The following is a 23,052-nucleotide window of genomic DNA, read 5'->3' as shown; positions in this document are numbered from 1 at the left end:
TAATAAAAGAGGTGTGGAGCTGGGTCCGCTCTTTGGGTATAGCCGTCATACTTGCCCTATTTATCGGCATCTTTGTAATTCAACCTTTTAAGGTGGAAGGGCATTCGATGGACCCTACCCTGCATGATCAGCAGCGGGTCATCGTATCGAAACTCCCGCATACCTTTTCTTATCTGCCCGACTACGGCGACATCGTCATCATCGACAGCCGCGTGGATCGGGAGCGTACCTTCAAGGATGATTTATTGGAGAATCCGTTGTTCGGTCTGTTCCAGAAGGCTGACAACCACTTCCTTTATATAAAAAGGGTGATCGGCAAACCCGGGGATGTTTTGGAGTTTAAAGACCACAAAGTGTACCGCAACGGCCAGGCGCTTGACGAACCCTATATCAAAGAGACGATGGATTTCGTGGCCGACGGGAAATGGGTTGTCCCGGCCAATCACATTTTCGTCATGGGGGACAACCGCAACAACAGCCGGGACAGCAGAGACATCGGGTTTATCCCGCTCGATCACGTGTTGGGAAAGAGCGTGTTCGAGTTCAACTTCAACTTTTTTTAATGAAACGAGACGGACCCTCTCCTTGCGTTCGCGAGGAGAGGGTCCATTTTATCAAGGGCCGGCGTCGATAAACTCGGCGCTGCAGCCCCAATATGCCTTCGACCGAAGCGAGAGGTCGGTAAGCATGCGGCTTCTGGCCTTCCGGCTCTGCGAATGTTCATGTTTGTTCCTCCTTGTGATTTGGTTATGCCTCGTAATATTCAAGATTACCGTAAGTTGCCTTTTCAATTTTGACACGATTTAGCCGCCAATCCGTAACAAAATGGACAGTGACCGCATGCTTGGCGATGTTATCATGTAAGTAACACTGCAATAAAAATTTACCCCCACATGTTACATGTATTCTCTGATTTCAAGCAACATCGATTGTGAAAATTTTCACTTTCCAAGAGTCACTGAAAGGGGAAGCTGTATGAAAAGGAAATGGGCTTTATTAGGCATTGTTCCAGCTGTCATGGCGGTGCTAACCGGTTGTGAACCATTACTGGTATTAGACCCAAAAGGTCCTCAAGCGCAAACGCAAGCCAAAGACATTATGCTGTCTATTGGGATCATGTCGTTTATCGTGATTGCCGTTTTCGCTTTATTGGCCTATATGTTAATCAAATACCGCGCGTCGAAACTGCCTGCAGATTATGAACCTCCGCACATTGAAGGAAGCAAGGTTGTTGAAGCGATCTGTATCGGGATTCCAGTTATTATCGTCGCCTTCCTTTCAGTTGTTTCTGTGCAAAGCAACAATAAAGTGGAGGCAATGCCAAAAGGCTACGAGGATCAAAAGCCATTGGTGATTTACGCTTCATCTTCCAATTGGAAGTGGCATTTCAGTTATCCGGAGGAAAACATCGAGACCGTTAACTACCTGTACATTCCAACAGATCGACCGCTGGAGTTCAAGCTTTATTCATACGGTCCAATCACCAGCTTCTGGATTCCGCAACTCGGTGGACAAAAGTACGCAATGAGCGACATGGTGAACACTTTATACCTGGCAGCTGACGTCCCCGGGGAATACATGGGACGAAATGCAAATTTCAGCGGAAAAGGGTTTGCTGAAAATACGTTCAACGTGAAAGCAGTGACGCAGGATGAATTTGATAAATGGGTGAAAGAAGTGAAAGCGACTGCCGCACCTCTCACGGAAGAAAAATTCAAGGAGCTGTTGGAACCAGGTCACGTGGGACAATCCACGTACACAGGTACCCACTTAGCGTTTATGCCGGCTCCGGAAGGTGAACATGGCGGACATGATCATGGGTCAAGCGATGCTGGTGAACATTCAGAGCATGGAGAATCAAACCACAATCATCATTAACATGAATTGCATGCATGACATCGGTTTACTCGGCAAGCAATCTGTTTTCTGAAAGGAGACGCAAAAGATGGGTTTTTTTGATCGGTTTGCCGTACCTCATCCAAATCCTGCGATTTACGCGTCGATGGTTGCCATCGGTTTAACGGTGATCGCAATCGTCGCGGGCTTAACTTATTTTAAAAAATGGGGCTATCTCTGGCGTGAATGGCTAACAACCGTGGACCATAAACGCATCGGCATCATGTACCTGATATCTGCTTTGCTGATGCTGTTCCGCGGTGGGGCGGATGCGATTATGATGCGTGCTCAACTTGCCGTGCCGGACAACACGCTGCTGGATGCCCAACACTACAATGAAATTTTCACAACACACGGGGTCGTGATGATCATCTTTATGGCCATGCCATTTATTATGGCCTTAATGAACTTCGTCGTTCCGCTGCAGATTGGCGCTCGCGATGTAGCGTTCCCCCGTTTGAATGCGTTAAGTTTCTGGTTATTCTTCATGGGCGCCATGCTGTTCAACATCTCTTTCGTGATTGGCGGTTCTCCCGATGCGGGTTGGACGTCTTATTTTCCGCTTGCAGGCAATGAATTCAGTCAATCTGTCGGAACAAATTACTATATGATTGCGATTCAGATAGCCGGTATCGGTACATTGATGACGGGTATCAACTTCATAACCACCATTCTGAAAATGAGAGCACCGGGTATGACATTGATGAAAATGCCGATGTTTACATGGTCTTCTCTCATTACCAATGTCATCATTGTGTTCGCGTTTCCCGTGTTAACAGTGGCGCTTGCGATGGGAACATTGGACCGGCTGTTTGGGACGAACTTCTTTACAACAGATAATGGCGGCATGGATATGCTGTGGGCCAACTTGTTCTGGGTATGGGGCCATCCCGAAGTGTATATCTTGATTTTGCCGGCATTCGGTATTTACAGTGAAGTGATCTCAACCTTTGCACGGCGCAACCTCTATGGCTACAAATCGATGGTTGCCTCCATGGTGGTCATCTCTGTATTTTCATTCCTGGTGTGGGCGCACCATTTCTTTACCATGGGTCAGGGAGCCGTAGCGAACAGCATCTTCTCGATCACAACAATGGCGATTGCCATTCCAACAGGGGTGAAGATCTTCAACTGGTTGTTTACGCTTTGGAAGGGAAAGATTGTGATCACCACTCCCATGCTTTACGCATTGCTGTTCATTCCGCTTTTCACAATCGGCGGGGTTACCGGGGTAATGCTTGGGATGTCAGCTGCCGACTACCAATACCATAATACGATGTTCCTGGTGGCTCACTTCCACATGGTCATTATTCCTGGTGTTGTATTTGCGATGCTGGCCGGTCTCACTTACTACTGGCCAAAGATGTTCGGGTTCATGCTGAATGAAAGAATCGGGAAAATAACGGCTTGGACGATCGCAATCGGCACACTCCTGGCATTCATGCCCATGTTTTTCTCCGGTTTGGATGGGCAAGCACGACGTATGTACACGTACTCTGCATCAACCGGATTCGGAGTATGGAATATGATTTCATTTATCGGAGCGCTTGGACTCGCGGCAGGATTTGTCTTGATCGTGTACAACATCTACCACAGCATTCGCTACGCTTCAAGAGATATCGGTTCGGATCCATGGGATGCACGTACGCTGGAGTGGGCTACCCACAGTCCGGTACCAGCATATAACTTCGCCGTTGTACCGCAGGTTGATTCCATTGAAGCATTCTGGGATGCGAAGAAAAAGGGGCATATCTTGTTCAAAGGCGAATATGAGAAAATTCATATGCCAAATAACAGCGGTGTCCCATTTATCATGAGCTGTATTTTCTTCGTCTGGGGCTTTTCATTTGTGTTCAGCATGTGGATTCCTGTAATCATTTCAACAATCGGCATATTTGCTTGTATGGCTCTCCGTTCATTCGAAGAAGATCACGGCCACTACATTTCCGTCGAAAAAATTGAAGAAACAGAAACGAAATTGCGGGGTGTTAGCTAATGAAAATAGATCACTCGCTGCCGCTTGAATACAGCACGGAAGAAAATCGCTTAAAAGTGTTGGGTTTCTGGATTTTCCTGGGTGCCGAGATTATGCTGTTTGCCACGCTTTTCGCTTCCTATTTCACGCTGGTGAATCGCACCGGCAACGGCCCTGCCGGCGCCGATATCTTCGAAATCACACCGGTGTTGATGGAAACAATCGTGCTTTTGACAAGCAGCTTTACCATCGGCCTTGGCGTACATGCCATGCGCCTTCGCAACAAGAAAGCGATGTTGTCATTCTTTGCCGTCACCCTTCTGCTTGGCGCAGGATTCCTGGCTGTTGAAATTTCTGAGTTCGTTCACTACGTTCACATTGGAGCAGGCCTGCAGACCAGCGCATTCACATCGATTCTGTTGACAACGCTGGGTACGCATGGAGCGCATGTTACATTAGGTATATTCTGGGGATTGTTCATCATGCTGCAGGTGAAACAACGCGGCTTGACCCCGGAAACAGCCAATAAATCATTCATCTTCTCGCTTTATTGGCATTTCCTTGACGTCGTTTGGATCTTCATCTTCAGCTTCATCTACCTGAAAGGAATGATGTAAAGATGAGCGAATTGTTCCCGCGCAAACAAGTAATGGGCTTTCTGTTTTCGCTGCTCCTTACCGCAGTGGCGCTTGCGGTTTACTTCTTTGACATGTCATACGCGGCAGGCATGACCATTCTTCTCGTAACAGCATTCGTACAGGCAGGCCTTCAGCTTGTCGTGTTTATGCACGCAGGTGAAACGAAGGACAAAGGGGCAATCTACACGAATGTATACTACGGAGTATTCATCGCTTTGGTCACGATTTTCGGAACGTTGTTATGCATGATTTGGGGCTACGTGTAATCCGATGAAAAAGAGGAGCGTCTACAATGGCGCTCCTTTTTTTGTCTTTTCCAGCATCTCTTCCGTCGCGACAAAAAACATGCCGATGAGAAAGATAAAAACAGCTCCAACGACGGTACCGATGCCAATCGAAGTGAACACAGCGTAACCGTTTTCAAAAAAACCTAGTAAGAAAAGAATGACACCTATTGAGAGAACCGTGATGCCAACATAGTTCACAGAGTTTATCATTTTCCCTTTCAAGTCCATGTTCGTTCATCTCCTTTGTCAATATTATCGATCTTGTTCACAAAAATGTCAATTATTAAGAAGTAGAAAACTCCCGCCACCTTCGCTTATCTGTGATCCCGGGGAGTGCCGATGCCCCAGCTCGGCTTCAGGCCGTAAAAGCCTCTCACCTCTCCCTCCGCTTCCAGTACATAGACCGGGGAAGAGGTGATGTATTCGGGCGAAATCGTCAAATCTTGAGCTTCTAAACTTGTTGGCGGGTTCGATCAATTCGGGAGTTCGCTTACCTCTAGCCAATCCTCCATCCCAATGAGGTCCAGCAGCTTCTTTTTACGATCAGCATGGAATTCTTCAAAGGTATAATCCACATTGAATTGAAATTTTTTCGCATAAAAACTGCCGTCGTTCGTTTTTATGTACATGTAATACTCCTGATCCGTTACCGCCTTGTCTTTCAGAAACTGAAATTGAAGCATGTAGATTTTGTCTACCTTGCTTCGATCGATTTTGCTGTCAGGTTTCCCCGCTTTGAGCCAGTTTTCAACTGCCGCCACTTCTTCAGGTGAATACCGCAAATCGATCAACTCTGGTTGGGATTTTAAGGGGTTTTCACGATAGAGATACAGCCAGATGTCTTTTGAATTTGCTTGATTCTCCTGCTGGGGTTCCTCATCGGAGCTTACCGGATTTTCTGACACTGGCCTCGCATCTGGTTGCGTTTGGCAACCAGCCAATATGATAGATAATACGGCATACAGCAATCCTTTTTTAATGGTCATTGCCCCCGTGCTGGCTTGACGAGATAATCATTGCATGTTTCCACATGAACATGCTGCCGCTGTCCGCATCCGGCTGTGCCAGTCGGCCGTTATCCTCAATGAGCTGCCCGTTTTCCGCAAGAAATTGTTCGACCGCCTCTTTCGCCAGTTTTTCTTTCATGCCAAGGTCCGGGCCCAAATACCGGTATACCACTTCCCCGTCTTTTGGCGTAAAGGTCAACCACTGTCCTTGTATTCCCCAGCCCCCGTCAGAAAACTGCCAACAGCGCTTTTGCGCCTCCGCTGCAAACGCCATGCTAAGCGGTATTCCTAGCCATCCCGTTTTCATTTTATGTTCTCCTTTAGATTATTCTGCCTCTTCTTTAGTAAGACGCGGCAGGGGAGGAAGTGTTACAAAGCAGCTGCTGCCAGGACTCGGCGTCTTTTGGCGACCGGCGGTGAAACTGTTCAATCGTCTTTTGCGCATCCGTGTAGACACCGATCCCGTCGCCGTCGGGAAACACGCTGGCAAAGGGCTGATTCGGACAAGGCGACGTCAAACCCGTTATGAAACGAATATTTGTCTTATCGAATTCCTTCATGTAAGGGAAAACAGAACATGGGGACGGAGGGGGCGGATGAGCAGAAAAAAACAATTGAAAATGATTATCATTCCCCTTATAATAATACTGCCCTAATCAAACGTGATCCCATATGAGGAGAGGATTGTCTATGAAAAAAACCGTTGCATTCACATCCATGCTGCTGATCGTCAGTGCAGTGCTGTTCGGGTGCGGCAGTCAACCGGCCGACAAAGCAGCACCGCAGCCTCCGCAGGAGAGCAAACCTGCCGGCGGAGCCGATGTAAGCGAAGAAATGAAGAGCGTAACGGACAGCTACCGGGCGTACGCGCTTGAGCAGATCGACCAGTTCGTCCAAGCGACGGAGTCCTTTACGGACGCCGTGAAGAACGGCGACCTTGAGAAGGCACAAGCACTGTACGCGCCGACCCGGATGTTCTACGAACGCATCGAACCGATTGCAGAAGCGCTCGGGGATCTCGACCCCGATATCGACGCCCGCGAAAACGACGTGCCTGACGAGGAATGGAGGGGGTTTCACCGCATTGAAAAAGGCTTGTGGATCGACAAGACAACCAAAGGATACGAAACGTATGCCGACCAGCTGATAAACGATGCCAAACTGCTGCGGGGAAAAGTGGAGACGGTAGAAGTTACGCCACAAATGTTGGTTACAGGTGCCGTCGAATTACTCAACGAGGTCTCTTCATCGAAAGTGACAGGGGAGGAGGAGCGCTATTCGCACACAGACCTGTACGACTTTGCGGCCAACGTGGAAGGGGCGGAGAAAATCTATGAACTCTTAAAGCCGGCCATCGAGAAAAAAGACAGCGGCCTGTCGCAAGAGATTGAAAAGCGCTTCGCAGAGGTAGATAAGCTGCTGGCCTCCTGCAAAAAAGGCGAGGGGTATGTCCTGTATACCGAGCTGGGGGAGGAGCAAATCAAAAAACTGAGCCAGGCGATCGACAATTTGGCAGAGCCGCTGTCCAATATGGGGATTGTGCTGGAGGGATAGGTATGACGGACGAGAGTCGAAACAAGGCGGGGACATCCGATTTTCTGACTCAGCCGATTTCTCGGCGGAACATGCTGAAGCTGGCCGGGATTGGCGGGATCGGCGCCCTTGTCGGCGCGAGCGGCATGGGCGGCGTCTTGGCGTTGACCCAAGCGTCCGGCTCCGGCAGCATGAACAAAGCGGGTGCCGCAGGGGGAATCGTGCCGTTTTATGGCGAGCATCAGGCCGGGATTTTGACCGAGGTGCAAAACCACGTGTACTTTGCCTCGTTTGACATCACGGCAGAAAAACGCCCGGAAGTAATCGACTTGTTTCGGGACTGGACCGCGGCGGCTGCCAACATGACACAGGGAAGAGATGTGGCTGAGAAGCTCGCCAACGAGTACGTACCTCCGGCAGACACGGGGGAAGCAGCAGGTTTGCTGCCGTCCAATCTGACGATTACGTTTGGCGTGGGCCCCAGTTTCTTTCTGAAAGACGGTGTCGATCGCTTCGGTCTGGGGGCCAAGCGTCCGCAGGCGCTGAGCGAGTTGCCGGTGTTTCCGCTGGACGATTTGCAGCCGGAGTGGTGCGGCGGAGACGTGTGCGTACAGGTTTGCGCCGACGATCCGCAGGTCGCCTTTCACGCTTTGCGCAATCTCACCCGCAGGGCCCGCGGAATCGCTGCGGTGCGCTGGACGCAAGCCGGGTTTCAGCGCACGCATCAGGCCGACCCCAAGAAAGCGACGCCGCGCAATTTATTCGGGTTTAAGGACGGCACGGGCAATCCGGATGTAAACGATCCGAAGCTGATGAATCAGTACGTCTGGGTGCAGCCGCAGGATGGCCCGGCCTGGCTGGCAGGAGGGACATACCTGGTCGTCAGGCGGATCCAAATGCGGATCGAAGTATGGGATCGGACAACGCTTCGCGATCAGGAGGATACGTTCGGGCGTCATCGGGACAGCGGAGCGCCGCTTGGCGGCCAAGACGAGTTTGAACCGCTTGATCTCAACCGAAAAGACAAAAACGGCCAGCTTGTCATACCGGCGACGGCCCATGCCCGCATTGCCCACGGAGATGGACAGGTGAAGCTTCTGCGCCGCTCTTTTTCCTATGCGGACGGGATTGAACCAAAAACAGGCGCCCTAAATGCCGGACACTTATTCATCTGTTTTCAACGCGATCCCGCAAGACAATTTATTCCCATCCAGCAAAACCTGGCGAAGAATGACAAGCTAAACGAGTACATCGTCCATCGCGGCAGCGGCATATTCGCTTGCTTCCCCGGAGTCAAACAGGGCAGTTACTTGGGAGAGGCGCTCTTTTCATAGAGCTTCTCCCGTTTTACACCGAGAAAAGAGGAGTTCGTTTCGCATGGAGATGAAAAAGAAGATTTGCCCGCTAGGCCTGTTTGCCCTCGTCCTGCTGTTGGTTGCCGTCGTCGCGCTGCCCGCTGCCGCCGCACCCTCTACCGATGAGTTGTTTGTTCACGTCGGAGATGCGTTGGTAAAATCGAAAGACGAAAATTGGCAGCCCATTCTCGATGATTTGCAGAAGTTTCAGGACAGCTGGAAACAAATCAAGCAGGACAATCCGGAGGCAAAACAAGTAGACGATGCCCTCGCCCGCGTGCAAGACGTCATGGGAGAAAATCCCCGGGACAAAAATTCGGTCTACGAAGCGCTTGCGCAGCTGTCCCATGCGACCAATGCGTATGAAGCTGCGCTGCAGGGCGGCAAAAAGGACGACGGCAAAGAAAAAGTCAAGCAGCTGCTGCCGCTGGCCGACCGGATGATCGACGAGGTCAAAAATCAAAACCAGGCGCAGGCCAAAGCGTACTATAAGTCGTTCAACAGCCAGTGGCTGAAGGCGGAATCCGCTGTCCAACAGGCAAGCATAGCGGACTACGGCGAAATTGAAAAAAATCTGATGTACATCCGCATCGCTTTGAATCAAGAGCCTGTCGATCAACAAAAGGCGCTGGAAAGTCTTGCCGCCTTAAAACAGGCGCTGGACCATTTCCTCCAAGGCGGCGGCAAACAGGCAAATCAGGCGAACGAGCAGGCGGACGCTTCGCTGCAGGACCTGGTCGATCTGCTGAAGGCTGCGGACGCGGCGATTCAGTCGCAGGATCTGCAAACAGCGATCGCGAAGCTGAACCAATTCGTGACGATTTGGCCGCTGGTCGAAGGGCAGGTGCAGACCCGCTCGGCCGGCTTATACACGCAAATCGAGAGTCAAATCCCGCTGTCGATCAGCTTGCTTGGCTCCAAGCAGCCCGACATTGAGCGAACGGAAAAAATCATCCGGGAAGTCAAAGAAAAATTAACGCCTTTTCTGGAGGGCGATCAGAGCTACACAGCGTGGGATGCGGCACTCGTGCTGCTCCGCGAAGGACTGGAAGCCCTGCTGATCGTGTCAGCATTGCTGTCATTTTTGAAAAAAGCGAATCAGGCCGACAAGCAAAAGTGGATCTGGGCAGGGATCGGATTGGGCATCGTCTGCAGCGCACTGCTGGCCGTGTTCATCACGATGTATTTTTCCAAGGCAGCCGCCAGTACCAGCCGCGAATACATCGAAGGCCTGACCGGGATTGTTGCGGTCGTGATGATGTTTACGGTCGGCGTGTGGCTGCATCGCAAGGCCAATATTCAAAACTGGAACCAATACATCAATCGGCAGCTTGGATCGGCTATGGCCAAAGGGGGACTTTGGTCGATGGCGGCCGTCAGCTTTTTTGCGATTTTTCGCGAAGGCGCGGAAACCATCGTCTTTTACGCCGGAATGGCCCCAGCCATCAGCCTGCACCAACTGTTGACCGGGATTGCCTGTGCGCTGGCCGCCTTATTCGTCATCGGCTTTATCCTGATTCTCTGCAGTGTCAAGCTGCCGATCCGATTTTTCTTCACGTGCGCCACAATTTTGATCTACGCCATTGCCTTCAAAATCCTGGGAGTCAGCATCCACGTCCTGCAGGTGACGAATCTGCTGCCTGCTCACCAGATTGGCGGCCTGCCGTTTGCCGAATGGATTGGTTTTTATCCATCCCTGGAAACGGTGATTCCCCAAGCCTTGCTGCTGCTGTTTGTCATCGGCGAGCTGGTCTGGACGGAAAGACAGGCGAGGACGCGCACGGTGCAACCGTAAGAGGAACACAAAACAGGGGCTGCTTTCGGGCAGCCCCTGCTCGTTTGCTATTTTTTGACGGATGGCTTGACGCCGGCCGGGATGGGAGATACGTATTTTTCGCTGCCCAACCGCTGTTTCAGCTCGCTTTTGGCTTGTTCGATCAGCTCCGGATGGTTTAACATGTCGATTGCTGTAGCCGCCATGACTTTTCCGGCGTGCAGCATCCCTTTATGGCCGATGGAGGTGGCCCCGAGGGTGACCCATTGCCAGGAGTGAAGCGTCGAGCCGTTGACAAAGCAGGCTGTATTGCATTGAGCCGTAGGAGTAATCCAGCTGACATCGCCTACATCTGTGGACCCGTTCAGCGGAACCGGATCACCTGTGTAGGGAATCAGCCAATCGACCAGATCCATGTCGGGGGCGTCCGGCGACACTTTTATCGACGTGCGTCTTTCTTGTTCGGTCAGCGTAGCGCGAACTTCTTTGGCCAGCTGAAGTTCCGTTTCGTCAAACACAGGGACGCCCAATTTCTGGAAGTTTCTGTACATGACAGATTCGATGGTTTTGTTCTGCACCAGGTTGGAGCAGGCTTTGTCGAAGACGATTTCCAGCTCGGTTTCCGTCATGAGCGCGGCCCCTTGGGCAATCTTGCACACCCGCTCGTAAATTTCCTGCACCTGGGGAACCTTGGGGGCACGCACCAGGTAAAGCACCTCCGCATTGGCCTGCACCACATTGGGGGAGAGACCGCCCGTATTGGTGATGGCGTAATGGATTCGCGCATCGGAAATGATGTGTTCCCGCAGGTAGTTCACGCCGATATTCATCAGCTCTACCGCATCCAGGGCGCTTCGTCCCAAGTGCGGGCTGGCCGCCGCGTGAGCGCTTTTTCCCTTAAACCTGAAGTAAACCTGGTAATTGGCGAGGGAGTCCACCGCCATGATCGCGTTGTATCCCATCGGATGCCAGCAGAGGGCAAAATCGACGTCATCGAACAGCCCTTCTCTGGCCATGAAGGCTTTGCCGGAGCCGCCTTCTTCGCCGGGGCAGCCATAGTAGCGGACCGTCCCGGACATGTTGTTTTCCTCCATGTACTGCTTGACGGCTACCGCAGCGGCCAATGACCCCGTCCCGAGCAGATTGTGACCGCATCCGTGTCCGTTTCCGCCCGGCACCAGCGGCTCTTCCTTGGCGCAGCCCTTCTTTTGGCTCATTCCGGACAAGGCGTCGTATTCGCCCAGGATGGCGACGACAGGAGCCCCGCTTCCATAGCTCCCGATAAAAGCCGTCTCGATCCCGCCGACTCCCCGCTCAACCGTAAATCCTTGGTCCTCCAGCGTTTTGCAGAGAAGCTCGGCGGAACGAAATTCCTCAAAGCGGGTTTCCGCATACTCCCAGATCTGATCGCTCACCTGGATAAAAAGGTCACGTTTCTCTTCGATCATTTCCGAAATCCGTTTTCCATGCATGCTTGATTACTTCCTTTCTTTTTACAGTCCGGCCGAAGGCATCACTTCAGCATACGTCTGGCAATGCGATGCAGCAGCCGGACAGCCCGAGGCAGGATCTCCTCCTGAATATCAAACTTGGGATGGTGATGGGGGGCGGGGATATCCGTGCCAATGGCCATATACGTTCCTTTTCCGCCGCGCTCCTGCACCCGCCGGATCAGGAAGCTGGCATCCTCGCTTCCCATGGAATTGGCAGCCCCGACTTTAAAGGCGGTAAACCCTTCGACCTGTTTGGCCTCCTCGATCACCAATGCGGCCATGTCCTCGTCGTAGTCGATCGGGATGGCGGCGCCGATGACCTCGATTTCATGCTCCAGCTCGTGCATGGCGGCACTGTGGGCGATGATGTTGCGCACCCGCTGCTCCAGTTCCCGGTTTACTTCCTCGGTCGCCGAACGCGTTTCCACGATCATTTTGGCATAGGAGGGAATGATGTTGGCCGCCGTGCCTCCTTCCAGGACCCCTACGTTGACGCGGGTGGAACCCGAACTGAAACGCGGGATCGCATGAATGTTCAACAGGGCGGTAGCGGCTCCCAGCAAGGCGTTCCGCCCTTTTTCCGGAGTGGCCCCGGCGTGGGAAGAGACGCCGTGAAAATGAACGGCCAGCTTCGTCGTAGCCAGGAATCCGGAAGAGCCGCCGTGGATCTCGCCCAAGGGAAGGTTGGTTCCGAGGTGATGGCAAAAAATGTAATCGACATCGTCCAGCATTCCTTTTTGGACGATGGAGTAGGCTCCGCGCACGCCTTCTTCGGCGGGCTGGAAAATCAGCTTCACGGTTCCGGCAAAATCTCCGTCCGCCAGTTCCGCCGCCAGCCCCAATCCGATGGCGGTATGTCCGTCATGGGCGCAGGCATGCATATTGCCTTCATACACGGAGCGGAACCCTGCCGACTGCGGGAAGTGGTCAGCATCTGTGCTCTCAAGAACCGGCAGGGCATCCATGTCAAAGCGGAAGGCGACGGTAGGGCCGGCTGCTTTTCCCTTCAGGATGCCGATGACGGCAGTGAACCCACCCCTCATCTGTTCAACGACGGCAGGATTTGCCCCGTCCCGCAGGGCTCGCGCGTAAGCTGCCTCCAGCACTTCCTCCGTCGGCAGCCCGCGGCGGGAGGGACCGTCCATCGCGTCTTTGCCATAGATGACTTCGTACCCGAGAGCTGTCAATATTTCCACCACTTTGGAGGCGGTACGAAATTCCGTGAACCCCACCTCGGGATGCATGTGAAAATCTCTGCGCAACGAAATAATATCCAAACTACGTCATCTCCCAACGATGTTTTTTTCGGTGATGTCCACCAGGTGCTACATTCTGGGATAAACACCGGGACCGATCGGCAGACCCAGGAAATACCAGACAACCAGCAGGAGCGTCCAAACCAGGAAGATGGCGATTGGATAAGGGAAAATCAAGGAATAGTACGTTCCTAATTTGGCATCCTTCTGGTACTCCTGCAAAAAGTTCAAGAATAACGGAATAAACGGTGAGATAATCGCGAACGGGATCACGGAAGAATCAGCAATCCGGAACGTGATTTGCGCAAAGGCGGGATGGTAGCCAAGCGCCATGAACATCGGAACAAATACGGGTGCCAACAGGGACCAGATCGCAGAACCGCTGGCGATAAACATACAGAGAAACGCAGACAGGAACATCAATCCGATAAATACAGGCGCGCCTGTCATGTTTAATTTTTCTAACAGATCGGTAATAAACAGGGCGAGGAAGCTTCCCATGTTGCTCCAGTTGAACATCGCGACGAACTGGGAAAGCGGGAAGACCATTACGATAAAACCGGCCATGCCTTTGATCGGATCGGTTAACAGCGCAGGGATGTCGTTCTGCTTCTTAATCGCTCCCACGGTGATTCCATATGCGATAGAAACCGTGAAAAAGAAGAGCAGGATAACAGGGACGATACCCGAGATGAATGGAGAAGGAACGATGGTCCCGGTTTTTGGATCGCGAAGCAGGCCGTTTTCCGGTACAACCAAAGCTGCCATGATTGCAATAAACACGATGGCTGCAATTCCTGCCGCCCGCAGGCCTTTCTTCTGCACGGGTGTCAAGTCTTCCAATTTTTTATCGGTTCTGCCTTGATACTTGCCCAGCTTCGGTTCGATGAACTTGTCTGTGATGAAACCGATAACCGCTGAAAGCAGGAAGACGGAAGTCGCCATGAAGAACCAGTTGTCCAAGACGCTCACCGTCACATTCGGATCAACCGATTTGGAGATTTCCGAGCTGATTCCCGAGAGCAGAACATCGGTCGTGACGATTAAGATATTCGCGGTAAAACCGGAACCGACACCGGCAATGGCGGCAAGCAATCCAGCTACGGGGTGGCGTCCCACGGCAAGAAAGATCAGCGCGCCAAGGGGAGGCATAATGACGAATGCCGCATCGGATGAAACGTGGCTGAAGAATGCGATGAACGCTACCAGATAACTGGCATACTTCGCACTGACGCGTAACGACATTTTTCGGATGACGGACTCCAGCAGGCCCACTTTCTCTGCCAAACCTACCCCGAGCATCAGGGTCAAGATGGACCCCAGCGGCAGGAAGGAGGAAAAGTTTTTGATGATGTTAGGCAAAAGCCATTGCAGACCTTCCTGGCTGAGCAGGTTTTTTACGTGGACCTGTTCGTTTTTGATCGGATCGATCGCAGCAACATTGAAAATAGATAAGATTGCTGTCAAAGGCATCAGAATCACAATTAAGTAAATGAAGAGCATGAAGGGATTGGGAAGCTTGTTTCCGATCCTTTCGACCCATTTTAAAATTCCCGTAGCCTGGATCCGCTGCTCTTGAAGGTGTGTATCCATTTGTTTCGCGCTCATTGCAATCCCCCTTGGGCAATTCTATTGTTCGTTACCATCTTCTTTCCGTTTCGGTACATCTTTTGGGGCTCCGGCGGAAAAAGTGATTTCGTGGTCGGCGTTTCGATGTAAGCCCTTACTTAGATAGCGAAAGAATTTTAAATAAAATCAGTGTTTTCTGCCAACTCCTTTCTTTCGGGAATTTTGTCCTCTTTATAACCCGATTAAACGAATACAAAGAGAAATTTTCGTTAAATAAATTATATAGTGATGCTAATCTAAATTCAATACAGTTGTTATTTTGAGAATAATGGGAAAAACACCCAAAACTCTTTGGGTGTTCACGTGGGTTCCTTTTTGATTAATCGGTACATTTTTTTAGGCCTTCCGCGAAGCGACTGGAGTTCTTCCCCTTTTAACTCGGCCAATCCGCACTCGCAAAGGCTTCCCATGATCCGCTGCGCATTTCGAACAGTCATGGTGAGGTGAGAGGCGATGTCCGAGGTAGTAAACGAGTTCCAGCCCATCCGGTGTACCAATGCTTCGATCCTTTTGTATGTTTTGATGCTGACATTGGCCTTGTTTAATTTTTCGAGCAAACCTTTGTCGCTGGAGCGATAGGAGTAGGTTAACTGTTCGAGTCCGCCTGCGTATTCAATGATGACGCCGTCATCCTGCACGATCACAATCCCGGAATCAGGCTTGTCCTTCGCGTGCTGCAGCGCCTTTCGCGCATGGCTTTCCGCTGAGAAAGCAGTCTCGCCGAATCCGATCCCTACCGCAACAGAGACATCGGCGTCAAGGGACAGCTGTTGAACGGTCTGGCGAAGCTCATCGATTTCCCGCTCAATCGCGCCGCGGGAACTGAATATCTGGTAGCGTCCATTTCCGTTGTCCATCAAAGAACCGTCCAGTTTTTCGCAGAGAAGCAGCAAGGTTTGTTTGATCTTTAACTCCAAATGCTGCAGATGATAGCGCGCGTTTGATTTTTCGGCAATCTTGTCAAATTGTTCGATCTCAATGATTTCCACGCCGATCTGCGTATCCTTAAAGTAAGAGCTGCGCGCCTTCTCTACGACAATTTTCATCGCCTGCCTGATTTCCATTTTGGTCATCAGCACCCGATAAACGGGAACGCCCTCCCGCTTTAAGGCTCGATAGACGGAAAGCAGCGTCGTAAAAGCTCCCTGTGTTTTTCCCTCCCGCCACAGTTGAAGGTGGAACTGCGCGATCGACTGGGGATCGTAGTGTTCGTCAAAAGTCCGCACATAGGTTTCTTCCGGCGGAATCTCCAACTCGGCGAATGCCTCCCGCAGGTACTTTCCCTCTGACTCAATCATGTCGACGGAGACTCGTCTCACCACGATGTTGTGTTCGAAAGCCATTTGCAAAAAACACCTGTACAGGTTGGAGCCTGTAGGGGGACAGTACACACAATTGGCTTCCGTACTCAGGACCTTGCGAGCAATCGTAAACGGAATCGGTCCGGAAAAAAACCAGCCGTTGAATTCCGGGTTGTGCTCTTGAATGATGCCGCTCACTTCTTTCGCGTCTTCATACGGAAAGGGGACAAACTCAATTTCGTCGTGTTCAAACTCATTAGCAACGTCAAGGATTCGCTCAATGGAGGGAGGCGGCCCGACAACTCCAATTCTATACATAACTCGCTATACTCCTGTAGTTGTTGTTTTATTTATGATTATAGCAAAGTTTCCTGTGCGGCTTCGACAGTGACGCAGTATCTCGTTGCTGCGGCTCATGATGTCGGCCCAGCGGCATAGTAGTGCCAGACACCTTGTTTTCGCTCTTTTTGGACTGTATTTTGGACTTCCATATAATCCAGCAGACCGATGATTTCCGACATGACCAGGGCAAACTGGCTGCGGTATTTATCCTGATAATAGGATTGAGCCAACTGGCTTGCTGTAGTCATCCCGGATTCGAGCATACGCCGGATTTTCGCCGACTTTTCCTCGATTCGGCTCAATCTTTTGACAATGAGCTCTTGATGGTTGCGAATGAGCGCGCCGTGTCCGGGAAACAGTGTATCCGCATCCAATGCCATGCAGTTGCGAAGCGAATCGACGTATTGACATAGAGTGAGGATTCGCTTGCCTTCGCGGTCCGGTTCAACAAGCGCGTTGCTGGAAATATGGCTGATCAGGTGATCGCCGGAAAACAGCCACTTTCTCTTTGAATCGAGAAACACCAAATGATCGGGGGAATGGCCGGGTGTTTCGATGGCCTGCAAGCCCGCTATCATGCCTTCAAGCGGGATAATGTCTGCCTGGATTTTATCTTTTTCGTTGTCCCGTACGGCCTTTTCCAATTTCCGCACCTGCCGTTCTCCGTCCTCACCACATCCCATCTCCCGGTACAACTGGCGGAAAAATTCTACCCGCAGCGAGAAAAACGCTTTGTCCCGTTTCAGCCGGTGGATCGATTCCGGATGGGCATAGACGGGCATTTCTTTCACGGCAGTAATGCGATTGATCAAACCGATGTGATCCTGGTGGTTATGGGTGAGGATGATTTGTTTCAAGTCATGTACGGAAAAGCCGCTTTGATTCAACGTCTGGATGAATTGCTCCCAGCACGGTTCCGTGTCGATGCCGGCATCGAGCAGCGTCAGGGAACCGGCTTCTTCTATCAAATAAAAATTAAAGGACTGCAGGCTGTAGGGTGCAGGAACGATAATCGGATAAACCGTGCAGCCCTCTTTTGACATCATCAAATGCACTCACGCCCCTCGCTTCGTATTCGCTTTCCGTCACCTCTGCCTGGATGTGACAGGGCGCGGGCTTGGTCGTGATTTTATTATATAATAACCGGGTAGATGAAAGGACAGCATTGTTTCACAATTCCATATAGGTTGATCCAATCTGCACGCCGATTCGCTCATGCACGGTCTGCCGAATAGGACGGGGGTGAAACGTCGGACTGCTGCTGTACCGGGACAAAAAGACAAAATCAGGGCGAATGACCTCGTCGAGCAGATAAGCCGAGCGTGTCGCACCCGGCTTTCGCTGGTGATTGAGCGAACGGATGATTTCTTCAGCGCTGGTAATTCCGATCCCATGACCAAAATAGGTATCGTTTCCGAAAAACACAGCGTTTTCCCCTCGCCATTCCGGAGTTTCCGGATCGTAGTCAGGGTTGTCGAAGTACAAGATATCTCCTGGGAGGACTTCCGTTTCTGCCGTTGTCAGCACCGTTAACCTCAAGCTGTTCCCATACTGCCAATCGTATAGGAGTATATCCGGGAACAACCGGTTAAACGATTCAGCGCCGATAGAAGAAAGAACGGCTCGATATAATAGAATAACCATGGCGGTCGAGCATTCAAAAGCATATTTAAAACCATTGGTGAAAATATCCCGGATCGCATCGGATGGCCTTGCTCCGTCGCGCAGCTGGAATCCTCCGTATTCGGTACGGCGCCAATACACCGGGTTGCATCTCGATTTGGCAAAGGAAGTAAATGCGGCCCCGCTGTCATTTAGGGCAACGGCAGAATCAACAATGTTATTTCTTAGTGTTAATTCAAATTGCAGTTGATGGAGAGAATCGTATGAGAATGCGGTCTGGCTTGCCGCCATACGGTCCAAGATCCTTGTCTGCAGTTTGTTCAAACGCAGTTCGCTGCGAAGCGCTGCCGGGTCGACAGGCGATGAAGAGATTTTGATCATGATGTTTGTTCCCCCGCTTTCCATGATGGTTATTTGTATGCAGGGAATTCCCGAACCGTTTGCGAATTTTACCGGGTTTATCTTATTTTTCGCAGAAGACTCCCGCCCCTACAGGTGTTGAGATGAATGCGATTTTTTTGCATTTGAACTACTTTGAGGAACATATGTTTCCTTTTTGCGGTAAATTAAGGAGAAGGAGGTGAATCGAAATCAAACTGGTCTACAAGTGGATTCCCCGTTGGTCGGCACAGCAGCTTGCGATTCTGGAGGATTTGGCGTTTCACACGACCAAACTCTACAACATCGCCAATCACCTGTGTCGAGAAGAGGGGTTTCGCTCTTATGTGAAGCTGGAAAAGGAACTAAAGTCCAATTGGCCCCGGGAGTACCTCCACTCTCATACCTATCAGCATTGTCTCAAGATGGTGGAACAAAATTGGAAGAGCTACATTGCCGCATCCAAAGACTTCAAGAAGAATCCGCAGAAATACAAAGGGACACCTCAACCTCCCGGATAGAAGCATGTTGCCTATCGCAAAAACGAAATCATTTTCACCAACTTTGCCATCCGAGTTCAGGAGAATGTACTCAAGCTCTCGTTGTCCAAGAAGATGCAGGAACGTCATCAGGTTGACTGTTTTTCGATTGTCACCCACCCTGACAATCTGCCGATTGACGCAAGCGCTCTTCAGCAGATCAGAAAGACATCAAGCAAGAGAATCCCCGCAAGATGTTTGCACAGATTCCCCATGCCCGTTTTGTGGATCTCATCACCTACAAGGCCAAACTCCTCGGGATCACCGTTGTCAAGCAGAATGAAGCGTACACCAGCGGTTGTTCTGCGCTGGATGAGGAGAAGATTTCGAAAAAAGCATATGCATCCAAGCGACGCATTCACCGCGGCCTTTTTGTGTCCAACTCAGGGTTCAGGATCAATGCAGATGTAAACGGGAGCCTGAAAGTACCTGGGCGGAAAAGGTAGTCCTGCGCTGGTCCAATCGGCAAGGGATAATGGGTGTTTGAAGCATCCGAAACGTATTCTTGTCGTATAAGACAGGAAACATTTGAATCTCCCACCTCTAAGCGAAGGTGGCGGGAGTCTTCAATCGAACTCATGGTGAAAAAGACGGAGTCGTACAACATTTGACCAAAAAATCATTGACAAAAATTTATTTTTGTGTTATGATAATATTTTTGTTAGTTTACAATCGTTTATCGATCTGATACGATATTCGGTGAAATGAGGGATGCTGTTCCTCGACAATGGCAATGGGGGGATACGATGCTAGTTGCAAAAGGTTTAGCAATGCTGGAGGTTTCCGCAGCGATGATGGGGAGGAAGGAAACGGTATATCCTGCCCTGATCTGGGATGAAGATCAGATGATTTTGGTGGATACAGCTTATCCGGGCCAACTTCCGCTCTTGCGTGCAGAAATGGAGAGAGCCGGGATGCCTTTTGAAAAGCTTACCAAACTCATCATAACCCATCAAGACCTGGACCATATCGGAAATCTGCCGACGATCCTGCATGAATCAGCGCAAAAGCTGGAGGTCCTGGCGCACGCTGTGGAGAAGCCGTTTATCCAAGGCGAAAAAAGGCTGCTGAAAATCACTCCGGAGGCGATAGCCCAAGCCGTTAACTCTTTGCCGCCGGAAGTGCCGGAGGAGTGGCGTGCCGCCTTCAAGAGGACGCTGGAAAACCCGCCCAAGGCTGACGTGGATCGAACGGTAGGGGATGCAGAGGAGCTGCCGTACTGCGGTGGAATCACCGTCATCAGCACACCCGGACACACGCCTGGACATATCAGCTTGTATCACCGGCCGAGCAAGACGCTGATCGCTGCGGATGCGATGATTGTGGCAGACGGCCAGCTGCTCGGACCGGAACCGCAATACTGCGTCGATGCCAACCAGGCCGTGCAATCACTCAAGAAGCTCACACACTACGACATCGAAGCGGTGATCTGTTATCACGGCGGACTGTACCGGGGGGACGCCAACCGGCGCATTGCCGAATTGGCAAACGGATGACGGCCTGCCTCAACGCATACTGCATGCATCGCTGCAGCCTTTCACATAAAACAGACCGCTCCAGAAAAAAAGGGGCGGTCTATCTTGATCCAGCGTTGAAGCCGACCGCCTATGCGGCGGCCGGTGGTGCCGGGAGCCGGGCAGATCCGGTTCCTGAACCTACTCTTGTTGTTCCCTGCCTTCCAACAGCTCAACGGTTTCCTTCAGTGTGGTCGTCTTGCCTACATTTCCCGGGAAAATAACGTAAGGGATTCCCGGAAACTTGCTTTCATCGCCCGTGATCCACACTGGAATCCCCGGTTTGATTTGTCCTGCTACCGTGGCTCTTCGTACCCGGAGGCCCTTGGTTCCGATATCGCTCGACGTAATCCCGCCTTTGGCTACGATATAACCTGGTCTGACCTGCAGCCGCTGCACAATGCTTGTGACGGCTTCCGATATTTTGACGGAGAGCTGCAGTTCCTCTTCTTGTCTGCCTTCTCCAAGGTCAAGTCTCTCCCGGCGGGTGTAGACCGTCACGGTACGTCCCGCGGCGAGGAGCGCTTCGGTCGCGGCAATCACTCGGTCTACCTCGGCCTTGAACGCGTCCGGGTGGGTTACGAGATGGCAATCCAATTCGATGAACTCCATCTCAGGGCAGCTCTTCAGATGTTCCAGCTGTTCCGTCGTTTTCTTTACGTGGGATCCGACCAGGATCAGGCCGCCGCGCCCGGATTCGCCGGTGATCAGTTGCTCTCTTGTGAGCAAGGGCTTGTCACGTAGGCCGCCGATGATTTTGGCAAAAGAAGCCGCGCTTCGGAGGGCGAAATTTTTTCCCGATTTGATCGCTCTTATGAGCGCGATCGTAAAAATTTTTACGTCGACATCATCGACGGCATTGACGACGATTTTGTTGAAGCCGGACACTTGCAGCAGCTGGTCTGTAATCGCGTCGATAGCGAGCGCCCGGATGCTCTCAAGCGAAACGTAGGTGGTATCCGCCGCTTTATATTTTCCGCCTGTTTTTTCCTCGACCCATTCGCCCAGATGGGATTTGGTGTAACCGAAGGTCCGGTCCTGCGCGAATTCCGTTTCACCCGCCGGTACGAGATACTCCTCGTACTGAACATAGTGGATATTGTCAATGGTAAAGCGCCCGCCTTCCTGAAAGAAGGGGATGATCACCTCGCCGTCCAGCACCTGGTCCGAATGGGCCTCAATCGTTTCCTTCAAGGTTTCCGTCTCAAGCGGGTAGTGCCCGCGGAGGGTGGAATCGCTCCTGCTGATGATCATGAACGGCTGATCCAGCTTCTTCGCCACCGCCGTAACGTTCGCGGCGATTTCCCGATGAACGGCTTCGGTCTCGCTGGCGATCATCGCTCTGGAGTTGGTCAAGATGAAAAACATGGACTGTTCCTCGCGAAAGCCCTGCTCGATGCTTTCCACGGACCAGTCTGTATAGACGGACAAGCCGTGAACGGTTTGTACGCCCGTAGGATCATCGTCGAGCACGATCCATTTTTTTGCGAAACCTTGCCGTTCTTTCTCGAGTAATTCATCTGCAAGCTGGCTGTCGACGGCGGGCAGATGATCGAGTAGTTCTTTCGCAAGTTTTTTCCTGATTAGCATGGGATTCAGTTCCCCCCCCCCCCCTTACTTGCTCTTCGCTACCGTTACGTTCGCCAATTTTTCATAGTATTGAACGATTCCGCAATGGTCGAGCGCCTGTTTTCCTTCCGCCTTCAGCGTCTGGAAGATATCCAGCACCCGGCTCGCCAGCGGCAGCGGGACATCGAGCGCCTCTGCCGTTTCCATGACGTTCGTCAGATCCTTCAGGTTGATGTCGATACGGCCGCCGGCTTGAAAATTGCGCTCCAGAATCATCGGTACCTTGGCATCCAGGACACTGCTTCCGGCTAGTCCGCCGCGGATTGCCTGGTACATTTTCTCGAGGTCGATTCCCGCTTTGGCGGCCAGTACGAACGCCTCGGACATGGCGGCGATATTGACGTTCACGATAATTTGATTGGCAAGCTTGGCCGTCGCCCCACTGCCGCTGCCCCCGACCAGCGTAATATCCCTGCCCATGCAGGCCAGTACGGGTACGGCCTGCTGAAAGACGTCTTCATCCCCGCCCGCCATGATCGCCAAGGTACCGTCGATCGCTTTCGGCTCGCCGCCGCTGACAGGAGCGTCCAGCATGTGCAGGCCGTGCTCCTTGAGCCGGGCGGCTATCTCCCTGGAGACTACCGGTGAAGTGGAGCTCATATCGACAACGATCGCGCCCGGTTTCGCGCCGTGGATGATGCCGTCATCGCCCAAGATGACACTTTTCACGATTTCGTTGTTTGGCAGCATGGTGATGATGATATCGCTTACATTTGCGACCGCTTTCGGAGAGGCCGCGCTTGCTGCTCCTTGCCCGGTCAGCTGGTGAACGGCGTCTTCATTGATGTCGCAGACTGTGACGGCATATCCTTTTTTTAATAGATTGCTTGCCATTGGTTTGCCCATAATGCCAAGTCCGATAAAGCCAACTTTCATCATATGT

At 51.6% G+C, this 23,052-nt stretch carries 24 protein-coding genes; 11 read left to right on the top strand and 13 right to left on the bottom strand.

The window, feature by feature from the left end; genetic code table 11:
• The first annotated feature begins 2 nt into the window (after positions 1-2).
• The 5 genes from lepB to qoxD all read left to right on the top strand — a co-directional run bounded on the left by lepB (position 3) and on the right by qoxD (position 4,775).
• Positions 3-563, top strand: coding sequence for a signal peptidase I (lepB, locus tag HGBM_RS12645; protein WP_026074385.1), 561 nt, complete (start codon positions 3-5; stop codon positions 561-563).
• Between the two features lie 412 nt (positions 564-975).
• On the top strand, positions 976-1,878 hold the full coding sequence (gene qoxA, locus HGBM_RS12640) for a cytochrome aa3 quinol oxidase subunit II (protein WP_019121472.1): 903 nt from the start codon (positions 976-978) through the stop codon (positions 1,876-1,878).
• 67 nt (positions 1,879-1,945) lie between these two features.
• Entirely contained in the window at positions 1,946-3,892 is a 1,947-nt protein-coding gene (gene qoxB / locus HGBM_RS12635; protein ID WP_019121471.1) for a cytochrome aa3 quinol oxidase subunit I, read from the top strand.
• Positions 3,892-4,488: a cytochrome aa3 quinol oxidase subunit III gene (gene qoxC, locus HGBM_RS12630; RefSeq protein WP_019121470.1), complete on the top strand. Its 597-nt coding sequence runs from the start codon at positions 3,892-3,894 to the stop codon at positions 4,486-4,488. Before qoxB ends, qoxC begins: the two co-directional genes overlap by 1 nt.
• Positions 4,489-4,490: 2 nt before the next feature.
• Positions 4,491-4,775 (top strand): cytochrome aa3 quinol oxidase subunit IV, encoded by a 285-nt coding sequence (gene qoxD, locus HGBM_RS12625; RefSeq protein WP_019121469.1) that lies wholly within the window; start codon positions 4,491-4,493, stop codon positions 4,773-4,775.
• 21 nt (positions 4,776-4,796) lie between these two features.
• On the opposite strand, the gene HGBM_RS12620 is transcribed toward qoxD, so the two are convergent.
• The 5 genes from HGBM_RS12620 to HGBM_RS30365 all read right to left on the bottom strand — a co-directional run bounded on the left by HGBM_RS12620 (position 4,797) and on the right by HGBM_RS30365 (position 6,363).
• Complete coding sequence (locus HGBM_RS12620; RefSeq protein ID WP_019121468.1) at positions 4,797-5,024, bottom strand: hypothetical protein; 228 nt, start codon at positions 5,022-5,024, stop codon at positions 4,797-4,799.
• An 86-nt stretch (positions 5,025-5,110) separates the two neighbouring features.
• Positions 5,111-5,236 (bottom strand): hypothetical protein, encoded by a 126-nt coding sequence (locus HGBM_RS32095; RefSeq protein ID WP_019121467.1) that lies wholly within the window; start codon positions 5,234-5,236, stop codon positions 5,111-5,113.
• A 33-nt stretch (positions 5,237-5,269) separates the two neighbouring features.
• On the bottom strand, positions 5,270-5,782 hold the full coding sequence (locus HGBM_RS12610) for a hypothetical protein (RefSeq protein WP_026074384.1): 513 nt from the start codon (positions 5,780-5,782) through the stop codon (positions 5,270-5,272).
• On the bottom strand, positions 5,772-6,110 hold the full coding sequence (locus tag HGBM_RS12605; protein WP_019121465.1) for a hypothetical protein: 339 nt from the start codon (positions 6,108-6,110) through the stop codon (positions 5,772-5,774). The genes HGBM_RS12610 and HGBM_RS12605 overlap by 11 nt, the downstream gene beginning before the upstream one ends.
• A gap of 34 nt (positions 6,111-6,144) precedes the next feature.
• Positions 6,145-6,363 (bottom strand): hypothetical protein, encoded by a 219-nt coding sequence (locus HGBM_RS30365; protein ID WP_147512877.1) that lies wholly within the window; start codon positions 6,361-6,363, stop codon positions 6,145-6,147.
• A 130-nt stretch (positions 6,364-6,493) separates the two neighbouring features.
• Between HGBM_RS30365 and efeO the strand changes: the two genes are divergently transcribed.
• The 3 genes from efeO to HGBM_RS12590 are packed head-to-tail and all read left to right on the top strand — an operon-like array spanning position 6,494 to position 10,486.
• Positions 6,494-7,357, top strand: coding sequence for an iron uptake system protein EfeO (gene efeO, locus HGBM_RS12600; protein WP_019121464.1), 864 nt, complete (start codon positions 6,494-6,496; stop codon positions 7,355-7,357).
• 2 nt (positions 7,358-7,359) lie between these two features.
• The gene (efeB, locus tag HGBM_RS12595; RefSeq protein ID WP_019121463.1) at positions 7,360-8,670 is read left to right on the top strand and encodes an iron uptake transporter deferrochelatase/peroxidase subunit; all 1,311 of its coding nucleotides are present in this window, start codon (positions 7,360-7,362) and stop codon (positions 8,668-8,670) included.
• Between the two features lie 43 nt (positions 8,671-8,713).
• Entirely contained in the window at positions 8,714-10,486 is a 1,773-nt protein-coding gene (locus HGBM_RS12590) for an FTR1 family protein (RefSeq protein WP_019121462.1), read from the top strand.
• Between the two features lie 47 nt (positions 10,487-10,533).
• Here HGBM_RS12590 and HGBM_RS12585 read toward each other — a convergent pair whose 3' ends face one another.
• From HGBM_RS12585 to HGBM_RS12560, 6 genes are all read right to left on the bottom strand, one after another.
• Positions 10,534-11,937, bottom strand: a complete 1,404-nt coding sequence (locus HGBM_RS12585; protein ID WP_019121461.1) for a M20 family metallopeptidase — start codon at positions 11,935-11,937, stop codon at positions 10,534-10,536.
• Between the two features lie 41 nt (positions 11,938-11,978).
• A complete protein-coding gene (locus HGBM_RS12580) occupies positions 11,979-13,235 on the bottom strand; it encodes an amidohydrolase (RefSeq protein WP_019121460.1) in 1,257 nt (418 codons plus the stop codon).
• Between the two features lie 48 nt (positions 13,236-13,283).
• Complete coding sequence (locus tag HGBM_RS12575) at positions 13,284-14,822, bottom strand: AbgT family transporter (RefSeq protein WP_019121459.1); 1,539 nt, start codon at positions 14,820-14,822, stop codon at positions 13,284-13,286.
• 320 nt (positions 14,823-15,142) lie between these two features.
• Positions 15,143-16,462, bottom strand: a complete 1,320-nt coding sequence (locus tag HGBM_RS12570; protein WP_019121458.1) for a hypothetical protein — start codon at positions 16,460-16,462, stop codon at positions 15,143-15,145.
• Positions 16,463-16,557: 95 nt separating this feature from the next.
• The gene (locus HGBM_RS12565) at positions 16,558-17,532 is read right to left on the bottom strand and encodes an MBL fold metallo-hydrolase (protein WP_035287059.1); all 975 of its coding nucleotides are present in this window, start codon (positions 17,530-17,532) and stop codon (positions 16,558-16,560) included.
• A gap of 124 nt (positions 17,533-17,656) precedes the next feature.
• Positions 17,657-18,490, bottom strand: coding sequence for a protein-glutamine gamma-glutamyltransferase (locus tag HGBM_RS12560; protein ID WP_019121456.1), 834 nt, complete (start codon positions 18,488-18,490; stop codon positions 17,657-17,659).
• A gap of 272 nt (positions 18,491-18,762) precedes the next feature.
• Here HGBM_RS12560 and HGBM_RS31305 point away from each other — a divergent pair, with 272 nt between their 5' ends.
• The 3 genes from HGBM_RS31305 (at position 18,763) to HGBM_RS12540 (ending at position 20,522) form a co-directional block, all read left to right on the top strand.
• Positions 18,763-19,008: a hypothetical protein gene (locus tag HGBM_RS31305; protein WP_026074381.1), complete on the top strand. Its 246-nt coding sequence runs from the start codon at positions 18,763-18,765 to the stop codon at positions 19,006-19,008.
• Positions 19,009-19,220: 212 nt separating this feature from the next.
• Positions 19,221-19,472: a zinc ribbon domain-containing protein gene (locus tag HGBM_RS31300; protein WP_019121453.1), complete on the top strand. Its 252-nt coding sequence runs from the start codon at positions 19,221-19,223 to the stop codon at positions 19,470-19,472.
• Between the two features lie 300 nt (positions 19,473-19,772).
• Positions 19,773-20,522, top strand: a complete 750-nt coding sequence (locus tag HGBM_RS12540; protein WP_026074380.1) for an MBL fold metallo-hydrolase — start codon at positions 19,773-19,775, stop codon at positions 20,520-20,522.
• Positions 20,523-20,681: 159 nt separating this feature from the next.
• On the opposite strand, the gene HGBM_RS12535 is transcribed toward HGBM_RS12540, so the two are convergent.
• The gene (locus HGBM_RS12535) at positions 20,682-22,130 is read right to left on the bottom strand and encodes a four-carbon acid sugar kinase family protein (protein WP_019121451.1); all 1,449 of its coding nucleotides are present in this window, start codon (positions 22,128-22,130) and stop codon (positions 20,682-20,684) included.
• Between the two features lie 24 nt (positions 22,131-22,154).
• Complete coding sequence (gene garR / locus HGBM_RS12530; RefSeq protein WP_390620973.1) at positions 22,155-23,045, bottom strand: 2-hydroxy-3-oxopropionate reductase; 891 nt, start codon at positions 23,043-23,045, stop codon at positions 22,155-22,157.
• Positions 23,046-23,052: the final 7 nt, after the last annotated feature.

It is taken from the genome of Brevibacillus massiliensis, from assembly GCF_000311785.1.
GTDB lineage: Bacteria > Bacillota > Bacilli > Brevibacillales > Brevibacillaceae > Brevibacillus_C > Brevibacillus_C massiliensis.
This window is presented reverse-complemented; position numbering and strand designations above follow the sequence as displayed.

Bases quoted from the DNA above. Each gene is read 5' to 3' on its own strand.
- HGBM_RS12575 (WP_019121459.1), bottom strand. From the start codon at position 14,822: ATGAGCGCGAAACAAATGGATACACACCTTCAAGAGCAGCGGATCCAG.
- HGBM_RS12570 (WP_019121458.1), bottom strand. From the start codon at position 16,462: ATGTATAGAATTGGAGTTGTCGGGCCGCCTCCCTCCATTGAGCGAATC.
- HGBM_RS12590 (WP_019121462.1), top strand. From the start codon at position 8,714: ATGGAGATGAAAAAGAAGATTTGCCCGCTAGGCCTGTTTGCCCTCGTC.
- HGBM_RS12610 (WP_026074384.1), bottom strand. From the start codon at position 5,782: ATGACCATTAAAAAAGGATTGCTGTATGCCGTATTATCTATCATATTG.
- efeB (WP_019121463.1), top strand. From the start codon at position 7,360: ATGACGGACGAGAGTCGAAACAAGGCGGGGACATCCGATTTTCTGACT.
- efeO (WP_019121464.1), top strand. From the start codon at position 6,494: ATGAAAAAAACCGTTGCATTCACATCCATGCTGCTGATCGTCAGTGCA.
- HGBM_RS12540 (WP_026074380.1), top strand. From the start codon at position 19,773: ATGCTAGTTGCAAAAGGTTTAGCAATGCTGGAGGTTTCCGCAGCGATG.
- HGBM_RS12535 (WP_019121451.1), bottom strand. From the start codon at position 22,130: ATGCTAATCAGGAAAAAACTTGCGAAAGAACTACTCGATCATCTGCCC.
- HGBM_RS30365 (WP_147512877.1), bottom strand. From the start codon at position 6,363: ATGAAGGAATTCGATAAGACAAATATTCGTTTCATAACGGGTTTGACG.
- qoxB (WP_019121471.1), top strand. From the start codon at position 1,946: ATGGGTTTTTTTGATCGGTTTGCCGTACCTCATCCAAATCCTGCGATT.
- HGBM_RS12560 (WP_019121456.1), bottom strand. From the start codon at position 18,490: ATGATCAAAATCTCTTCATCGCCTGTCGACCCGGCAGCGCTTCGCAGC.
- HGBM_RS12565 (WP_035287059.1), bottom strand. From the start codon at position 17,532: ATGATGTCAAAAGAGGGCTGCACGGTTTATCCGATTATCGTTCCTGCA.
- HGBM_RS12585 (WP_019121461.1), bottom strand. From the start codon at position 11,937: ATGCATGGAAAACGGATTTCGGAAATGATCGAAGAGAAACGTGACCTT.
- qoxC (WP_019121470.1), top strand. From the start codon at position 3,892: ATGAAAATAGATCACTCGCTGCCGCTTGAATACAGCACGGAAGAAAAT.
- qoxD (WP_019121469.1), top strand. From the start codon at position 4,491: ATGAGCGAATTGTTCCCGCGCAAACAAGTAATGGGCTTTCTGTTTTCG.
- HGBM_RS12620 (WP_019121468.1), bottom strand. From the start codon at position 5,024: ATGGACTTGAAAGGGAAAATGATAAACTCTGTGAACTATGTTGGCATC.
- garR (WP_390620973.1), bottom strand. From the start codon at position 23,045: ATGAAAGTTGGCTTTATCGGACTTGGCATTATGGGCAAACCAATGGCA.
- HGBM_RS31300 (WP_019121453.1), top strand. From the start codon at position 19,221: ATGTTTGCACAGATTCCCCATGCCCGTTTTGTGGATCTCATCACCTAC.
- HGBM_RS12605 (WP_019121465.1), bottom strand. From the start codon at position 6,110: ATGAAAACGGGATGGCTAGGAATACCGCTTAGCATGGCGTTTGCAGCG.
- qoxA (WP_019121472.1), top strand. From the start codon at position 976: ATGAAAAGGAAATGGGCTTTATTAGGCATTGTTCCAGCTGTCATGGCG.